Annotated in this window: 16 protein-coding genes; 10 read left to right on the top strand and 6 right to left on the bottom strand. The window is 69.8% G+C overall.

Annotation, left to right across the window (positions count from 1 at the left end):
- Positions 1-2 precede the first annotated feature (2 nt).
- From WBG06_RS10515 to WBG06_RS10490, 6 genes are all read left to right on the top strand, one after another.
- Positions 3-1,529, top strand: a complete 1,527-nt coding sequence (locus tag WBG06_RS10515) for a carboxyl transferase domain-containing protein (RefSeq protein ID WP_336736533.1) — start codon at positions 3-5, stop codon at positions 1,527-1,529.
- A complete protein-coding gene (locus WBG06_RS10510) occupies positions 1,529-3,394 on the top strand; it encodes an acetyl/propionyl/methylcrotonyl-CoA carboxylase subunit alpha (RefSeq protein ID WP_336736532.1) in 1,866 nt (621 codons plus the stop codon). The genes WBG06_RS10515 and WBG06_RS10510 overlap by 1 nt, the downstream gene beginning before the upstream one ends.
- A complete protein-coding gene (locus tag WBG06_RS10505) occupies positions 3,387-4,325 on the top strand; it encodes a hydroxymethylglutaryl-CoA lyase (RefSeq protein ID WP_336736531.1) in 939 nt (312 codons plus the stop codon). Before WBG06_RS10510 ends, WBG06_RS10505 begins: the two co-directional genes overlap by 8 nt.
- 90 nt (positions 4,326-4,415) lie before the next feature.
- Positions 4,416-5,525, top strand: coding sequence for a hypothetical protein (locus WBG06_RS10500; protein ID WP_336736530.1), 1,110 nt, complete (start codon positions 4,416-4,418; stop codon positions 5,523-5,525).
- Entirely contained in the window at positions 5,525-6,652 is a 1,128-nt protein-coding gene (locus tag WBG06_RS10495) for a hypothetical protein (protein ID WP_336736529.1), read from the top strand. The genes WBG06_RS10500 and WBG06_RS10495 overlap by 1 nt, the downstream gene beginning before the upstream one ends.
- 12 nt (positions 6,653-6,664) lie before the next feature.
- Positions 6,665-7,861, top strand: coding sequence for a hypothetical protein (locus tag WBG06_RS10490; protein ID WP_336736528.1), 1,197 nt, complete (start codon positions 6,665-6,667; stop codon positions 7,859-7,861).
- Positions 7,862-7,876: 15 nt separating this feature from the next.
- On the opposite strand, the gene WBG06_RS10485 is transcribed toward WBG06_RS10490, so the two are convergent.
- Both WBG06_RS10485 and WBG06_RS10480 read right to left on the bottom strand, forming a co-directional pair.
- On the bottom strand, positions 7,877-8,491 hold the full coding sequence (locus WBG06_RS10485) for an AAA family ATPase (RefSeq protein WP_336736527.1): 615 nt from the start codon (positions 8,489-8,491) through the stop codon (positions 7,877-7,879).
- Positions 8,492-8,579: 88 nt separating this feature from the next.
- The gene (locus WBG06_RS10480; protein ID WP_336736526.1) at positions 8,580-9,278 is read right to left on the bottom strand and encodes an EcsC family protein; all 699 of its coding nucleotides are present in this window, start codon (positions 9,276-9,278) and stop codon (positions 8,580-8,582) included.
- A gap of 56 nt (positions 9,279-9,334) precedes the next feature.
- Between WBG06_RS10480 and aat the strand changes: the two genes are divergently transcribed.
- Positions 9,335-10,069 (top strand): leucyl/phenylalanyl-tRNA--protein transferase, encoded by a 735-nt coding sequence (gene aat, locus WBG06_RS10475; protein WP_336736525.1) that lies wholly within the window; start codon positions 9,335-9,337, stop codon positions 10,067-10,069.
- Here aat and WBG06_RS10470 read toward each other — a convergent pair.
- Positions 10,066-10,392 carry a rhodanese-like domain-containing protein gene (locus WBG06_RS10470; RefSeq protein ID WP_336736524.1) on the bottom strand — a complete coding sequence of 109 codons (327 nt, stop codon included), beginning with the start codon at positions 10,390-10,392 and terminating at the stop codon, positions 10,066-10,068. The two genes, aat and WBG06_RS10470, sit on opposite strands and share 4 nt — an antisense overlap.
- Positions 10,393-10,484: 92 nt before the next feature.
- Positions 10,485-11,348 (bottom strand): Fpg/Nei family DNA glycosylase, encoded by an 864-nt coding sequence (locus tag WBG06_RS10465; RefSeq protein WP_336736523.1) that lies wholly within the window; start codon positions 11,346-11,348, stop codon positions 10,485-10,487.
- Positions 11,349-11,553: 205 nt separating this feature from the next.
- Here WBG06_RS10465 and WBG06_RS10460 point away from each other — a divergent pair, with 205 nt between their 5' ends.
- Positions 11,554-12,750 (top strand): ATP-binding protein, encoded by a 1,197-nt coding sequence (locus WBG06_RS10460; RefSeq protein ID WP_336736522.1) that lies wholly within the window; start codon positions 11,554-11,556, stop codon positions 12,748-12,750.
- A gap of 76 nt (positions 12,751-12,826) precedes the next feature.
- Complete coding sequence (gene poxB, locus WBG06_RS10455) at positions 12,827-14,551, top strand: ubiquinone-dependent pyruvate dehydrogenase (protein ID WP_336736521.1); 1,725 nt, start codon at positions 12,827-12,829, stop codon at positions 14,549-14,551.
- Between the two features lie 3 nt (positions 14,552-14,554).
- On the opposite strand, the gene WBG06_RS10450 is transcribed toward poxB, so the two are convergent.
- Together WBG06_RS10450 and WBG06_RS10445 are read right to left on the bottom strand one after the other, a co-directional pair.
- Positions 14,555-16,009, bottom strand: a complete 1,455-nt coding sequence (locus tag WBG06_RS10450; RefSeq protein WP_336736520.1) for a dihydrolipoyl dehydrogenase family protein — start codon at positions 16,007-16,009, stop codon at positions 14,555-14,557.
- 1 nt (position 16,010) lies between these two features.
- Entirely contained in the window at positions 16,011-16,583 is a 573-nt protein-coding gene (locus WBG06_RS10445) for a hypothetical protein (protein ID WP_336736519.1), read from the bottom strand.
- A gap of 143 nt (positions 16,584-16,726) precedes the next feature.
- Between WBG06_RS10445 and WBG06_RS10440 the strand changes: the two genes are divergently transcribed.
- Positions 16,727-17,290: a TetR/AcrR family transcriptional regulator gene (locus WBG06_RS10440; protein ID WP_336736518.1), complete on the top strand. Its 564-nt coding sequence runs from the start codon at positions 16,727-16,729 to the stop codon at positions 17,288-17,290.
- The last annotated feature ends 1 nt before the right edge of the window (position 17,291 follow it).

Here is a 17,291-nt window from a genome sequence, read left to right as displayed (position 1 = left end):
TCATGGCGGCAAACCTGCGGGAGCTCACCGACGAGCTGCGTGAGCGGCTCGAGCGCGTACGGCAAGGAGGGAGCGAACGCTCCCGGCAACGGCACACCGATCGCGGGAAGCTGCTCCCGCGCGACCGGGTGGACGGACTCCTCGACCCCGGGTCACCGTTCCTGGAGGTGGCTCCGCTCGCGGCGTACGGGATGTACGACGACGGCGACGAGTGGGCGGTCCCGTCGGCGGGAGTGGTTGCCGGGATCGGTCTCGTCGCCGGCCGCAAGTGCATGATCGTCGCCAACGACGCCACCGTGAAGGGTGGCACCTACTACCCGATGACGGTCAAGAAGCACCTGCGGGCGCAGACGATCGCGGCGGAGAACAACCTGCCCTGCATCTACCTCGTCGACTCCGGCGGCGCGTTCCTGCCGAAGCAGGACGAGGTCTTCCCCGACCGTGAGCACTTCGGCCGGATCTTCTTCAACCAGGCCAACATGTCCGCGAAGGGCATCCCGCAGATCGCCTCCGTGATGGGCTCGTGCACCGCCGGCGGCGCCTACGTCCCGGCGATGAGCGACGAGACCGTGATCGTGCGCGACCAGGGCACGATCTTCCTCGGCGGGCCGCCGCTGGTGAAGGCCGCCACCGGTGAGGAGGTCACCGCCGAGGAGCTCGGTGGCGGGCTCGTCCACGCCACCAAGTCGGGCGTCGTCGACCACCTCGCCGACGACGACAAGCACGCCCTCGAGATCGTCCGCGGCATCGTCTCCACCCTGCCGGAGCAGGAGACGCGGACGACGACGTACGACGAGCCGGTGGAGTCTCCCGAGACCCTCGCCGACGTCGTGCCCGCCGACACGAAGACCCCCTATGACGTCCGCGAGGTGATCCGCCGCATCGTCGACGGGTCCAAGCTGCAGGAGTTCAAGGCGCTCTACGGCGAGACGCTGGTCTGTGGCTTCGCCCACATCGAGGGTCAGCCGGTCGGCATCGTCGCCAACAACGGCATCCTCTTCTCCGAGTCGGCGCTCAAGGGCGCCCACTTCGTGGAGCTGTGCAACCAGCGCGGCATCCCGCTGGTGTTCCTGCAGAACATCACCGGGTTCATGGTCGGCCGCGAATACGAGAACAAGGGCATCGCCCGCGACGGCGCCAAGCTCGTCACCGCTGTCGCCTGCTCCGTGGTCCCGAAGTTCACCGTCGTCATCGGCGGCTCCTACGGTGCCGGCAACTACGGCATGTGCGGCCGCGCCTACGACCCGCGGTTCCTGTGGATGTGGCCCAACGCGCGGATCTCGGTCATGGGCGGCGAGCAGGCCGCCTCGGTGCTCGCGACCGTCGCCGGCAAGCCGGACGACGAGGAGTTCAAGGCGCCGATCCGGGACCAGTACGAGACCCAGGGCTCGCCCTACTACGCCACCGCCCGGCTGTGGGACGACGGCATCATCGACCCCGCCGACACCCGCCGGGTGCTGGCGATGGGGCTCGCGGTCGCGGCGAACGCGCCCACGCCCGAGCCCAACTACGGAATCTTCAGGATGTGATGGCCGTGTTCGAGAGTGTTCTGGTCGCCAACCGGGGCGAGATCGCGCGCCGCGTCTTCCGGACGTGCCGCGAGCTGGGCATCCGCACGATCGCGATCTATACCGCGCTCGACGCGGACGCGCCCCACGTACGCGACGCCGACGAGGCCGTCGAGGTCGCTTCCTACCTGGACGCCGACGCGGTGGTCACCGCTGCCGTCGAGGCAGGCGCCGCGGCCATCCACCCGGGCTACGGGTTCCTCTCCGAGCGGGCCGAGTTCGCCCGGGCGGTCGCGAAGGCCGGGCTGACCTGGGTCGGACCGACGCCCGAGGTGATCGAGCAGATGGGCCGCAAGGACGCGGCCCGGGAGATCGCGGTCGCTGCCGGCGTACCCGTGGTTCCGCGGGGTGAGGACAGCCCGTACCCGTTGCTGGTGAAGGCAGCGGCCGGCGGTGGCGGCAAGGGCATGCGCATCGTCCGTTCTCCGGAGGAGCTCGACGAGGCTCGGGCGGCCGCGGCCCGCGAGGCGCTGAGCGCGTTCGGCGACGAGACCCTCCTGATCGAGAAGTACGTCGAGCGTGGCCGCCATATCGAGGTGCAGGTCTTCGGCGACACCCACGGCAACGTCATCCACCTCTTCGAGCGTGACTGCTCGACGCAGCGTCGCCACCAGAAGGTGATCGAGGAGGCGCCGGCCCCAACGCTCACCGACGACCAGCGGAACCTGGTCCTGACCAGCGCCGTCGCGCTCGCGAAGCAGGTCGGCTACACCGGCGCAGGGACCGTCGAGTTCCTGCTCGACGACGCCACCGGCGACGCCTACTTCCTGGAGATGAACACCCGCCTCCAGGTCGAGCACCCCGTCACCGAGGAGATCACGGGTGTCGACCTCGTCGCGCTCCAGCTCCGGGTCGCGGCGGGTGATCGGCTCGGGATCACCCAGGACGACGTACGCGTCGACGGCCACGCCATCGAGGTCCGCGTCTACGCGGAGGACGCCTTCGAGGGCTTCCTGCCGCAGGCCGGCCGCACGTCGATCGTGCGCTGGCCCGAGAACGCGCGCGTCGAGCACGCCCTGGAGAGCGAGCAGGTCGTCAGCACCGCCTATGACCCGATGCTCGCCAAGATCATCGTCCACGGCGGAGACCGCGAGGAGGCGCGCGCGGCGATGCTGAAGGCGCTGGACGCGACCGCTGTCCTCGGACTGACCACCAACACCGGCTTCCTGCGTGTCCTGGCAGCCTCCGACGCCTTCCGCGACGCCGAGATCGACACCGCCTGGCTCGACCGCAACGACGTGCCTGCGCCGGACCCCGAGATCCCGCGGGTACTCGTCGCCTGGCTCAGCGCCATGCTGTCGGCGGTCTCGGACACCACGACCCCGTTCCGTGCCGACGGCTGGCGCCTCGCCGGATCCCCGGCCCCGACCATCGTCGACCTCGACCGCAGCATCACCGTCGACCGTCCCTCCGGTCGTGTCGACGACCACCTGGTCCGGCAGATCAGCGCGGCCGATCACGTCCTCGTGGCCGTCGTCGACGGCGTACGGCACCGTGCGGTCATCAACGTCCAGCCCGGCCTCGCCGAGATCGTCCACCAGGGCCACCGCTTCGACTTCTCCCCACCTGACCGCGTCGCCGGCGCCGCCGCCCACCACAGCGACGGTGCCGTCGAGGCCAAGATGCCCGGCACCGTCATCGACGTACGCGTCGCCGTCGGTGACACCGTCGAGGAGGGCCAGGTCCTCGGCGTCCTGGAGGCGATGAAGATGGAAGTCTCCCTCAAGGCCCCGTTCGCCGGCACGGTCACCGTCGTCGGTGCCTCCCGAGGTTCTCAGGTGCCCCTGGGTGCCGAGCTGTTCGTGGTGGAGCCGGCCGATGACTGATCTCCCTGCAGTCGTACGCCACGACGACCTGCCCAGCAGGGTCACGATCTACGAGGTCGGTGCGCGTGACGGCCTCCAGAACGAGAAGACGGCGATCGACACCGGCGTCAAGGCCGACCTGATCACCCGGCTGCTCGACGCCGGGCTGAGCCCGGTGGAGGCGACGAGCTTCGTGCACCCGAAGTGGGTTCCGCAGCTCGCCGACGCGAAGCAGCTCATGGAAGAGCTCGTCGACCGCCTCGGAGACAGGGCCAGAGAGCTGCCCGTCCTCGTCCCCAACGAGAAGGGGCTCGACCGCGCGCTGGAGCTCGGTCTCACCCACATCGCGGTCTTCGGCAGCGCGACGGAGACGTTCGCCACCAAGAACCTCAACCAGACCTTCGACGGTCAGTGGGCGATGTTCGAGCCGACGATGAACCGGGCCAAGGCAGCCGGCATGACGGTCCGCGGCTACCTCAGCATGTGCTTCGGCGACCCCTGGGAGGGGCAGGTCGAGATCGCGAAGGTGGTCGAGGCGGGCAAGCGGCTGCTCGATCTCGGTGCCGACGAGCTGAGCCTCGGGGACACGATCGGTGTCGCCACCGCCGGCCACGTGAAGGCGCTGATCGGGGCGTTCGGAGAGGCCGGCGTCACGACCGATCGCCTCGCGCTGCACTTCCACGACACGTACGGTCAGGCCTTGGCCAACACCCTCGCCGGCCTCCAGTCCGGAGTGACGACCTACGACGCGAGTGCCGGTGGTCTGGGTGGTTGTCCGTACGCCAAGAGCGCGACCGGAAACCTGGCGACCGAGGATCTGCTGTGGATGCTCGACGGGCTCGGGATTGAGCACGGTGTCGATCTCGACAAGGTAGCGGACACGAGCCGCTGGCTCGCCGATCACCTCGGCCGTCCGAGTCCTTCGGCCGTCGTGCGCGCCCTGCGCGCCTAGACCCTAGACTGCACCCAAGAGTGACGGCCGGGTGACAACTGACGGACCGCCGCGACAATCTCTACTAACTTGGTGCAGAATAGCGGGATCATGGCGCGCAAAGTCTTCCTCCATGTCGGCGCTCCCAAGACGGGCACGACGTATCTCCAGGACAGGTTGTTCCACAACCGGGTGTCCCTGGAGAAGCACGGCGTCTTCTACCCGGTCGGCGGCCAACCGGACTTCTTCAGCCCGGCACTCGACCTGATCGACCGCCCCTGGGGCGGGATGCGGAAGACGGTCCACGGAGAGTGGGAGACGCTGGTCAAACGCGTACGCCGCAGCGAGGCCGAGACGATCCTGATCAGCCACCACCTCTTCGCCGGCGCGCGGCCCGACCGGGTGGAGAAGGCGATGACCGATCTCGGCGAGGGCGGACGCACCGAGGTCCACATCGTCTACACGGCTCGCGACATCGCGCGCGTGCTCTCGGCCGAGTGGCAGGACCAGGTGCAGCGCGAGCGCAAGGTCACCTTCGCGCGTTACCTCGAGCGGATGCAGATGGCGAAGCAGTCACGCTCGGCCGCCTGGTTCTGGCGTACGCACGGCCTGCCCGACGTGCTCAGCCGCTGGGGCCGCAACCTGCCGCCGGAGCGCGTCCACCTGGTCACCGTGCCGCACGACGGGGCGCCCAGCGAGGTGCTCTGGCGCCGGTTCTGCGAGGTCATCGGGATCGAGGAGTCCTGGACCCCGGTCGACAGCGACCGCCACAACCAGTCCCTCGGCCGCGCCGAGGCGACGCTGCTCCGCCGGCTCAACGCACGGCTCGAGTCGCAGGAGCTCCCGCGCGAGGACTACCGCCATCTGGTCACCGAGGTGATCGCCAAACGCACCCTCGCCCACCGCGACGGTCGCGAGCGGGTCACCCTGCCGCCGACCGCCTTCGACTGGGCCGACCAGGTCGCCGACTCCTGGATCGAGTGGGCCGAGCTGGCCAAGGTCGACATCGCCGGCGACCTCGACGACCTCCGCCCGCAGCGGCCCGAGGCCGACGTCGAGTGGGTCGACCCGGACGCGCCGCGCACGAAGGACGTCGCCGACGCGGCGATCGACGCGCTGGTCGCGGTCGTCGTCGAGGCCGCCCGCACCGATCCGCCCCAGCGCCCGGTCGCCTCCCGCGCGGCCCGGGCCATGCGCAGAGTCACGGGGCGACGCTCCTGATGCCCACCACGCCGACACCCACCAGAGGGTGGGGTTGGGCTGCGCACCTGCGCGAGGGCGGTACGACTCCGTGGGCCTCCTGGTCCGAGCCGGCCGCGCCGTTCACGACCGACCACCTCCCGGGTGCCGAGATGCTCGAGCTGCTGCGGCAGCTCAACACGCTCGGCCCGTCGGACCCGGACCGGGTCGATGCCCTGCTGCGTACGGCTCCACCCGGCCGTGGCCGCCGCGACCTCCCGCTGCTCGGGGACACCGAGACGAGGACGTACGGTCCGCCGGCCGTGGATCCGGCGACGCTGTCCCCGCGCGAGCTGCTGAGGGCGGCGAGCGTGCGGCTCGCCGAGGACCTGCTGGACACCGTGGAGACCGTGCCGGCGCCGCGCCCGCGACGGTGGTTCCGTCGACGCAAGGAAGCGGAGCCCGACCAGCAGAGGTTTCCCTATCGTCTGGTCGGATCGCCGTGGCTCACCCTGCCGATCCGCGAGGAGCTGGAGCGGCAGGGACGGTTGCCCGGCGGCGAGGGCTACACCGTCTACGTCCTCGGCGGCCCGCTGGACGAGGTCGCCGCCGCGGCGTGGAAGTTCCGCACCTTCACCAACCGGGTCAACCCCTGGGGTGTCTGGCTGCGCGACGCCGAGTGGCGCGGCTGGTTCGGTCCCCGTGCAGACCTGCCCCGGATCGCCCGCTGGTGGGCTCGCCGGGTCGGGAAGGACCGGGTCGAGATCGTCACCGACCCGGCCCTGCTGCCCGACCTGCTCGGCATCGACAGCGTCCCCGGCCCCTGGATGATCTCGGCCGAGGGCCACGAGGTCGCTCGCGTGATCGGGCAGGTGCTCAGCGTACGAACTGAACTGGACACCCAGCGCAAGCTGCTCGTCGACGGTCTGCGGCCGCGGTTGGAGAAGGTCGAACCGCTCGTTCCGGACCCCCGCGAGGTCGGTGTTCCCGCAGAAAGTTTGCCTTGGGTCGAAACACAGGCGCGGGCCCAACGTGATGCGCTGATCGAAGCCGGATACGCTCTCCACGGAGACCCTGACCGGCTGCTCCCATCTGGGGCGGCGACGCAGGGTCCCGACGAGCGCCGGGCGCTGGCGCTCGCGTTGTCATTGCTGGCGGGGCGTCCTTAGAGGAGTAGAACGTTGGAGACTGGGCGGCGCGTGCTGCTTCATGTCGGCACCCCGAAGACTGGCACGTCCTATCTTCAAGACGTCCTCTTCCACAATCGGGAATCCCTCGCCGAGCAGGGAGTCCACTACTTCGCCGACCGCTTCGACGCCCATTTCCTGGCGGCTCTCGACCTGATGGACCTGCCCTGGGGTGGCATCGAGGAGGAGGCGACCGGCGCCTGGGACGCCCTCGCGGAGAAGGTGCGCGGCGTCGAGAACGGCACCGTCATCATCTCCCACGAGATCCTGGCGAGCGCGTCCTGGCAGCAGGCCAAGCACGCGCTGGACTCGTTGGGTGACTCCGAGATCCACATCATGCTCTCCGCGCGCGACCTGGCTCGGCAGATCCCGGCCGAGTGGCAGGAGAACGTCAAGCACCGTTCGGTCGTCACCTACGCCGAGTTCCTCGACGAGATCCGCGACCCCGCCCGCGAGGGACGGATCGGGTCATGGTTCTGGGGCGTTCAGGAGCTCCCCGACATCCTCGACCGATGGACGCAGGGCATCGCGCCCGAGCGCGTCCACCTGATCACCGTCCCGCCGCCGGGCTCGCCGTCGACGCTCCTGTGGGAGCGGTTCTCGACCGCCTTCGGTCTCGACGACCTGACCATCGACTTCGAAGGGATCGACCGCGGCAACCCGTCGCTCGGGGTGCCCGAGGCGGCCCTGCTCCGTGAGATCAACCTGGCGGTCGTGCCCGTGCTCGAGCCGGCCGACTACCGACCGTTCGTACGTGAGTTCCTGGCTCACCGCACGCTGGCCAAGCGCCGCGACTCCGCGCGCCTGGCGCTCTCCCCCTCGATCCTCCCCTGGGTCGAGTCGCTCTCCGAGAGCTGGGTCGAGGCCCTGACGGGACGTGGCTATGACGTGGTCGGTGGGCTGGACGAGCTGCTCGTCCCGTCCGACCTCGCGGGCAAGCCGTTCGTCGACCCGGACACGATCTCCTCGCGCGAGGTGCTCGACGCCGGTGTCGCCACCATCGACGCGCTGCTCCAGGAGGCCATCCGGCTGCGCAAGTCGGAGGCCCGGCTGGAGGACGAGGTCGCCACGCTCCACGCGGAGCTCGAGCACACCCGGTCGCTGGTGCCGAAGCAGCGCGCCCGTGAGGGGCTCGAACGGCGCTGGTGGGGCCGGGCGGTGCTGAAGGTCTACCGGCTCGTCCGTCGCTAGCGACGCCTGACCGCCTCAGAGAATCGTCTCGACCCGCCCCGCCGCACGCGTACGGTCGACGACGTGGACCCGGTCCCACGAGCCGTCGCCCTCGCCGAAGGACGACGCGGCCCGGAGCCGCGGCTGGTGGTCGAGCCACCGGTGCCAGTGACGTTCGAAGGACTCGGACCGGACCAGGCGCCCGCGCTTGTGCTGACCGTCGATCGCCGCGCTGCGCGGCACGTCGATCATGACCAGCGACGTACGCCAGCCGCGCGCACGGGCGATCCGCCCGAGCAGCTCGCGGCGGCCGGGCCGGGTGGCCGGGTCGTGCACGAGGAGCGTCCGACGGCCGGATGACGGGCCGAATGACGGGCCGAGCAGGACGAGCGCCAGCGCCGCGACCGCGTGCCACAGGTGCACCAGCGGCCGGTAGACGCGATAGGGGACCTCGGGGAGCCGGGCAGCGAGCCAGCGCGCCGTGGTCTCCGGGTCGAGGGTGCGTACGCCGGGGTGCCGGTCGGCCAGCTGGCGGATGAGCGTGCTCTTGCCGGCACCGGGGACGCCGCCCAGGAGGAGCAGGTGGGGCCTGTCGTCGGACCGTGCAGCGGGGGTCGTTCTGAACGGGACGAGAGACGTGTCGACCGTCATCAGCTGCTCCTCCCAAGCGGACTCCATCAGTGTGAAGTCCTGTTGTGGGTGGAACGTATGACGGACCTGTGAGGTTCCTGTGAGAGCCTCAGTGGTCCTCAGGGCGACGCGGCAGCAGTTCACGCGAGGCGTAGCGACCGATCTGGTAGGTCATCCATCCGTCGGCCCCGCCGCCGACGACGCCGCCGAGGATCGGCACCCGCTTGGCGGCCATCGAGATCATGCCCCTGCCGGTCACCCGGCTGAGCAGCTCCTGGGCCACCTCGCCGGCGACCTTGTTGTCGATCGCGCGATCGTAGGTCGGTGCGGTCGCGATCGCCATCGGCGGAGCCGGGATCTTCTTGGCCTGGATCTGCTTGCCGACCTTCTCCTCGCTCAGGAGAGTGAGCAGGATGGCGTTGCGTACGCGGGGGTCGGTCAGGTCGTAGCCGCGAAGGTGTGCGATCACGGCCACCATGCGGCACTGGATGATCGCGATGCCGGTGATGTTGGCGGGAAGAGTAACGGCCTGGGTGACCAGACCACCGATGTTGGTCGCGAAACCGCCCACGCCGGCCATCCGTACGTGGTTGTCGATGGCCTGCTTCACGGCCGCCTCGACATCGTTGTCGTGCTTCTCCAGGTGCTTCTCGGCAGCTGCCGCCGCTCCCGGGAGCGGACCGATGCCCACGATCGCGTGGTGCAGCGCCTGCCGGACCACCGTGGTGGTCACCCCCGGCGCGGAGTCGATGACCTTGGGCGCGAGCCGGCCGGCCGCACCGGTGAGCACTGACTTGGGACCGATCATGAGGAAATCTTAAGCGTGTGGTGGTTGGGCTCGATCCGGGGCGATAACGTTTCGTCGTGGCGAATCATCGGGGTCCGATCGAACCGGAGCCGTCGCCGTGGGCCTTCGCGGACCTCAGGGATCCGGGTGGGGGCGCCGGTGGCGGGGCTGACCTGGACGATCTGGTGGGCATGGGGGCGGACGTCGCGCCCGGGACGCTCCTGGCCGCGTACCGTCACGGGATCTTCCCGATGCCCGGGGAGTCGCCGCGGGATCCGATGCTGTGGTTCTCCCCGGTCCGACGCGGCGTACTTCCGCTGGACGGGCTCGTGGTCTCCCGGTCGCTGCGCAGGTCGGTGCGCGACTTCGAGATCCGGGTCGACACCAGCTTCGACGAGGTGGTGGCCTCGTGCGCCGACCCACGCCGGCCGCACGGCTGGATCGACAAGCGGATCCGTAGGGCGTACGGCAACCTGCACCGGCTGGGCTGGGCCCACTCGGTCGAGGCCTGGCAGGACGATCGCCTGGTCGGCGGGCTCTACGGCGTCGCCATCGGCGGGCTCTTCGCCGGGGAGTCGATGTTCCACCGTGTCCGGGACGCGTCGAAGGTCGCCCTGGTCGGGCTGGTCTCCGCACTGCGCGAGGCGGGGTCGATCGACCAGCGGATCCTGGACGTGCAGTGGCGCACCGACCATCTCGCCTCGCTCGGCGTCGTCGAGATGGATCGCAACGACTACCTCGACCGCCTGGAGAAGGCGCTCAGGCTGCCGCTCCCGGAGGTGTTCGGCGGTCCGTCGGCGGACTCGTTCTAGAGGACGTACGCCTCGGAGCCGGTCTCGCTGACCATCGGCCGCCCGGCGGCGGCCCAGTCGAGCATCCCGCCGGCGAGGTTGACGACCTCGAAGCCCTGCTGGGCGAGATAGTTGACCGCCTGGGCGCTGCGGCCGCCGACCTTGCAGACCACCAGGGTCTGGCCTTCGGGCAGGTCGCCGAGGCGAGCCGGAAGCTCCTGGAGCGGGATGTGGGTCGCGCCCTCGATGTGTCCCGCGGCCCACTCGTCGTGCTCGCGGACATCGAGGACTGCCACGGGCAGCGGATCGGGCACGCCTGCGATCTCGACGGTGGGGATGGTCACGCCGCCACCTCCGTGACGCGAGCGCCAGAATACGGACGCGCCGGCGTGTTGTGCTCATGGTTTACTCGCTGACGCTCGTTCACCCGCCAAGCCTACTTGAGGAGCCTGGACATCCGGCGATCGGCGAGCGGCTTCCCGCCGGTCTGGCAGGTGGGGCAGTACTGCAGGCTCGAATCGGCGAAACTGACCTCGAGAACCGTGTCACCGCAGACCGGGCACTTCTTGCCCGCTTTGCCGTGCACGGCGAGGTTGGACTTCTTCTCGCCCTTGAGTTCGCTCATCGCCAGTCCGGAGTCGCGTGCGACGGCCTCCTGGAGGGTGGTGCGCAGGGCGTTGTAGAGGCTCTCCGACTCCTCATCGGTCATCTCGGCGGGCTTGAACGGCGACATCTTCGCGGCCCACAGGATCTCGTCGGAGTAGGCGTTACCGATGCCCGCGATGATCGACTGCATCCGCAGGACGCCCTTGATCTGCTTGCGCCCCTGGCCGGCGAGGATCTCGCGGAAGCGGTCCAGCGTGAAGTCGTCGGAGAGCGGGTCGGGCCCCAGCGAGGCGACCCCCGGGACGTCCTGCGGGTCGTGGACGACGTAGAGCGCCAGGCGCTTCTTGGTGCCGCCCTCGGTGATGTCGAGCCCGGTGTCGTCGTCGAGGACGACCCGGATCGCGAGGCCGCTCTTGGAGCCCGGGCGGGGTGGTGTCGCCGGGAGCTCGTCGCGCCACCGGATCCAGCCACCGCGGGCCAGGTGCAGCACGAGGTGGACCCCGCTGGCTTCGATGTCGATGAACTTTCCGTGGCGGGTCACGTTGTCGACGAGTGTGCCCTCGACCGCGGTCAGCGGCGGATCGTACGTCTTCAGGGCGCTGAACTGCGCGACGTGAACCTTCGTGATCGCGCGACCGTCGAGACGCCCGCGCAGATCCTCGGCGAGCGCTTCCACCTCGGGGAGTTCCGGCATGTTCGCGAGTCTAGGTGGTCGCGCTTGCGCAGGGGGAGAGATTCCCGCTATGCTCGAACACGTGTTCGACACTAGCGGTCGATCGCGGAGTCTGGGTCTTTCTAGGAAAGATCCTAGAAAGACGTATATCGACCTACGATTGCCAATGATGTGGCTCGCTAGCGAAATCTAAGACGCGCCCTAGATATGTGGATATCGTCTGATCATGGACCCCATCCGCAATCCGTACGCTCCCGGCGCCGGTCAGCGGCCGCCCGAGCTCGCTGGTCGTAACGAGCAGCTCGGGCAGTTCGACGTGGTCCTGGAGCGGGTGGCGAGGGGTCGTCCCGAGCGGTCGCTGGTGCTCACCGGGCTCCGAGGCGTCGGCAAGACGGTCCTGCTCAACACCTTGCGGTCCGCGGCGGTCCGGAAGGGCTGGGGCACCGGGAAGATGGAAGCGCGTCCCGACCAGTCGCTGCGCCGCCCGTTGTCGAGCGCGCTGCACCAGGCGGTGCGCGAGCTGGGGCATCCGAGCGCCGACGACGTCGATCACGTGCTGGGGGTGATCCGGAGCTTCGCCCAGCGGGAGGCGGGTCCCAACGCCAAGCTGCGCGAGCAGTGGTCCCCCGGCATCGAGGCCCCGGCGGTCCGGGGCCGTGCCGACTCCGGTGACATCGAGATCGACCTGGTCGAGCTGCTCACCGACGTCGGCGGCCTCGCTGCAGACGTCGGCAAGGGCGTCGGTGTCTTCATCGACGAGATGCAGGACCTCGGCCCCGACGACGTCTCGGCGATGTGCGCGGCATGCCACGAGATCAGCCAGTCCGGGCTCCCGGTGATCGTCGTAGGCGCCGGCCTGCCCCACCTTCCGGCCGTGCTCTCGGCAAGCAAGTCCTACTCCGAGCGGCTCTTCTCCTACCAGCGCATCGACCGGCTCGAGCGGGAGGCCGCCGACCGTGCCCTCGCCGCCCCTGCGGGCGAGGAGGAGGCCGAGTTCGAGCCCGCCGCTCTGGAGGAGATGTACGCCGCCACCGGCGGCTATCCCTACTTCATCCAGGCCTACGGCAAGACCGTGTGGGACCAGGCGCCCCGCTCCCCGATCACCGCCGAGGACGTGAAGGTCGCCGCCCCCGAGGCCGAGCGCGAGCTGGCGGTCGGGTTCTTCGGCTCCCGTTACGAGCGGGCGACACCGGCCGAGCGTGACTACCTGCGCGCCATGGCCGATGCCGCCGTCGAGCTCGGGGCCGACGACATCGGCACGGTCGCCACCGCCGACGTCGCCGCCTTCCTCAACAAGAAGCCCCAGTCGCTCTCGCCCGCGCGTGACGCGTTGATGAAGAAGGGGCTCATCTACTCCGGTGAGCGCGGCCGGATCGCGTTCACCGTGCCTCACTTCGGGCGCTACCTGCGCCAGCAGGGCTGACCGCCTCGCCGGGCTGACGCCTCTGTGGTGGCCCCTGCTCTACGGTGGAGGACGTACGCGCCGAGAAGGAGACCGCATGTCGACCATCGCCGAACAGATCGTGTCCACCTTGTCCGCCAGCGGCGTCCGCCGCGTCTACGGGATCCCGGGTGACTCCCTCAACGGGTTCACCGACGCGCTCCGCAAGAACGGGGACATCAGCTGGATCCACGTACGTCACGAGGAGGCGGCCGCGTTCGCGGCGGCCGCCGATGCGGCCACGACGGGTGAGCTCGCGGTGGTGGCGGGGAGCTGCGGGCCGGGCAACCTCCACCTGATCAACGGGCTCTTCGACGCCAACCGCTCACGGGTGCCGGTGCTCGCGATCGCCGCGCACATCCCGACCGCCGAGATCGGGACCGGCTACTTCCAGGAGACGCACCCGCAGGAGCTGTTCCGGGAGTGCTCGGTCTACACGGAGTACGTCGCCCAGCCGAGCCAGATGCCGCACGTGCTCGAGATCGCGATGCGCACGGCGGTCGAGAAGCAGGGCGTCGCGGTGCTGGTGATTCCCGGCGATGTCGCGCTGGCCGAGGCCGTGGTCGAACGGACCGTCGAGATCGGTCCGACGCGCTCCCGGGTCATCCCCGACGAGGACGCGCTCCGGAGGGCCGCCGACCTGCTGAACGCCGGTGAGCGGGTCACCATCCTCGCCGGTGCCGGCTGCGCCGGTGCTCACGACGAGGTGGTGGCGCTGGCCGAGACGCTCGGCGCACCGGTGGTGCACGCGCTGCGCGGGAAGGAGTTCCTGGAGTACGACAATCCGTACGACGTGGGGATGACCGGCCTCCTGGGCTTCGCTTCCGGCTACCGCGCGATGGAGCGGGCGGACACGCTGCTGATGCTCGGCACCGACTTCCCCTACCGGCAGTTCTTCCCGAAGCACGCCACGACCGTCCAGGTCGACGTACGCGGCGAGCAGCTCGGTCGTCGCCACCCGATCGAGGTCGGGTTGGTGGGGACGGTCAAGGACACGGCTGCGGCCCTGCTGCCGCTGCTCGAACGGAGTGGTGACCGGCGTCATCTGGACGACTCCCTGGACCACTACCGCCGCACCCGGACCAAGCTCGACGAGCTGGCCACCCCGTCCCGGTCGAAGGCACCGATCCACCCGCAGTATCTCGCCCGACTGGTGGACCAGGCCGCCTCCGACGACGCCGTGTTCATCCCCGACGTCGGCTCACCGGTCGTGTGGGCTGCGCGCTATCTGACCATGAACGGTCGCCGCCGGCTGATCGGCTCCTTCGCCCACGGCTCGATGGCCAACGCGCTCTCGCAGGCGGTCGGTGCCCAGGTCGCCCATCCCGGCCGGCAGGTCGTCGCGCTCGCCGGTGACGGCGGACTCACCATGCTGCTCGGCGAGCTGGTCACCCTCATCCAGAACCGGCTCCCGGTCAAGCTGGTCGTGTTCAACAACTCCTCGCTCAACTTCGTCGAGCTGGAGATGAAGGCGGCCGGCTTCGTCACCTACGGCACCGATCTGGTGAACCCGAACTTCGCCGAAGTCGCCACGGCGATGGGCATCTACGCACGTCGCGTGGAACGCTCCGAAGATCTCCCGGACGCGGTGGCCGACGTCCTCGGCCACGACGGCCCCGCGCTCCTCGATGTCGTCACCGAGCGCCAGGAGCTCTCGATCCCACCCAACATCACCGCCGAGCAGCTCAAGGGCTTCACCCTCTACGCGCTGCGGTCCGTCATGTCGGGTCGAGGTGACGAGCTGATCGACCTCAGCCGGGCCAACCTCCGCCAGCTGTTCTGACCGCTAGCGATCGCGGCCTGCGGTCTCGAGCAGGCGCAGCCAGATCTCGCTGATGGTCGGGTAGGCGGGCACGGCGTGCCAGAGGCGGTCCAGCGGAACCTCGCCGACGATCGCGATCGTGGCGGCGTGCAGGAGCTCGGAGATGTCCGGGCCGACGGCGGTGAAGCCGACCAGGATCTTGCGCTGCTCGTCGATGACCATCCGCGCCTTGCCGTGGTAGCCGTCGGCGTGCAACGACGCGCCGGCGACCGAGCCGAGGTCGTAGTCGACGACGCCGACCTCGATCCCGGCTGCTTCGGCCGACTCGGCGGAGTGGCCGACGGCGACGACCTCGGGGTCGGTGAAGATCACCTGCGTGACCGCGCGCTCGTCGGCGGTGGCGGCGTGACGCCCCCACGGGCTCAGGTCGGGCTCCTCGCCGCGGGCTCGCGCCGCGATCAGGTCGCCCAGCGCTCGAGCCTGGTATTTGCCGTGGTGGGTCAGCAGGGCTCGGTGGTTGACGTCGCCGGCGGCGTAGAGCCAGCCGTCCTCGAGCTGTCCACTGTCATCGACGACGGCCAGGCTGTCGTCGACCTTCAGCCAGCTGCCGGGCTCGAGGCCGATGTGCTCCAGGCCGAGATCCTTGGTGTTCGGGGTGCGGCCGGTGGCGACGAGCACCTCGTCCGCGGTCACCTCGGTGCCGTCGGACAGCGTCAGGTGCACCTCGCCGGTGTCGTCGCGCCGGGCCTCGGTCGCATCGAGATCCAGATGGAGCGTGACCCCGTACGTCCGGAGCGCGTCGGCCACCTGCTCGCCCGCGAACTGCTCGACGCTCGGCAGGAGCCGGGTGCGTGAGATGAGGGTGACCTGCGACCCGAGGGCGCTGAAGGCGGTCGCCATCTCGGCGCCGACCACGCCGCCACCGATGATCGCCAGGCGACCGGGGACGGACGTGGCAGCGGCGGCCTCGCGGTTCGTCCACGGCGAGGTGTCGGCGAGCCCGGGGATCGGAGGCACGAGTGCGGAGCTGCCGGTGGCGACCACGACGGCGTGGCGCGCCAGCAGGTTCGTGGTCGTGCCGTCGGAAGCGGTGACCGTGACGGCGCGGGGTCCGGTGATCCGACCCTGCCCGCGGACGAGCTCGATCCCGGCACCGGTCAGCCACTCGACCTGGCCGGAGTCCTTCCAGCCGGACGTGAACTGGTCACGCCGGGCGAACACCGCAGCCGGGTCGAGGGTGCCTGTGACCGCTTGCCCGGCGGCCGGAAGGGCGCGGGCGGCACGCAGCGCGGAGGCATCCCGGAGCAGCGCCTTCGTCGGCATGCACGCCCAGTAGGAGCACTCGCCTCCGACGAGCTCGCGCTCCACGATGGCGGCGGTCAGACCGCCCTGAACCGCGCGGTCGGCGACGTTCTCGCCCGTCGGTCCGGCGCCGACGACGATGACGTCGACGGTGAGGTTGTGGCTCGTGCTCGTCATGTCAGTTGACCTTACCCGCGCGCTGGCGCAGACGGAGGGCAGAGACGAGGAAGAAGATGCCGCCCAGGGTGGCGTACCCGGCGAGGCCGGTCAGCGACGCGTTCGGCCCGGCGGACATCAGGATGAATCCCGTTCCGGCGAAGGTCGAGATGCCGCCGCTGAGGATCATCGCCCACTGGCCACCGAGTCGGTAGCGCCGCACCGCGACGAAGAGCTGGACCAGGCCGGCGGTGATCGCCCAGGCACCCCAGACCCGCAGCACATCCGGGATCCCGGACGTGGCGGCGACGGCGACGCCGACGGCGGTGAGCAGGCTGAGTGCCATGTTGACGTAGAGGAGGATCCGCGGCCCGTCGGTGCCCGAGGTGCGGAAGTCGACCACGGCTGCCACCACGTCGAACAGCGGGTAGATCACCAGGAGCGCGATGCTGACGGGGCCGAGCGTCGAGGCGGTGAGGGCGAGCGAGACAGCCCAGACGACTGCGAAGGCGAAGCGGACGAGATACAGCTTCGGTAGCCCGCTGGTGGGGGTGTTCAGTGCGCCGGAACGGCCGGCCTCTACGGAGGTGGACATCAGAGATCCCTTTCTCGGACCAAGGCAAGAGACAGAACGATCGTTCTATCTGATTCGAGAGTCTGCACGACCGAACACGGAAATGCAAGACCGATCGTTCTGTCTGCTACTGTCGACCGTAACGAGAACGAGAGGGAGAGCGGATGTCTGAGGCCCGGGACCGACTGCTCAGCACGGCGAGTCGACTCTTCTACACCGAAGGTCTCCACGCGGTCGGGGTCGATCGCGTCATCGCGGAGGCGCAGGTCACGCGGGCAACCCTCTATCGCCACTTCCGGAGCAAGGACGAGCTCGTGGTGGCTTACCTGACGCAGGCCGACGAGACGATCCGGGCGCGGCTGGAGGCTGCCCGCGCGGAGGTGGACGATCCCGACGAGCTCATCCGGACCGTCGGTCGGTCGATCGCCGACGACATCGGGAGCGACGGGTTCAGGGGGTGCGCGTTCCTCAACGCCGCGGCCGAATACCCGGACCCGGGACACATGGTCCATCAGGCGGTGCTCGAGCATCGGCAGTGGTTCCTGACTGCCGTCACCGAGCTCTTCTCCCGGACGGGTAAGCCCGACTCGGAGCTCGCCGGCCGCCACTTCGTCATGCTGCGCGACGGCGCCATGGCCGCCGGATGCCTGACCGATCCGGAGCCCGTGTGCGAGACGTTCCTACGCGGGCTCGAGGGGCTGCTCGCCTACCGCAGCGGACTGGGATAGG

Origin of the sequence: Nocardioides sp. CCNWLW239, assembly GCF_037137035.1 — a bacterium.
Taxonomy (GTDB): Bacteria; Actinomycetota; Actinomycetes; order Propionibacteriales; family Nocardioidaceae; genus Nocardioides.
The sequence above is the reverse complement of the archived record's forward strand: the minus strand, read 5'-3'. Positions and strand labels throughout refer to the sequence as shown.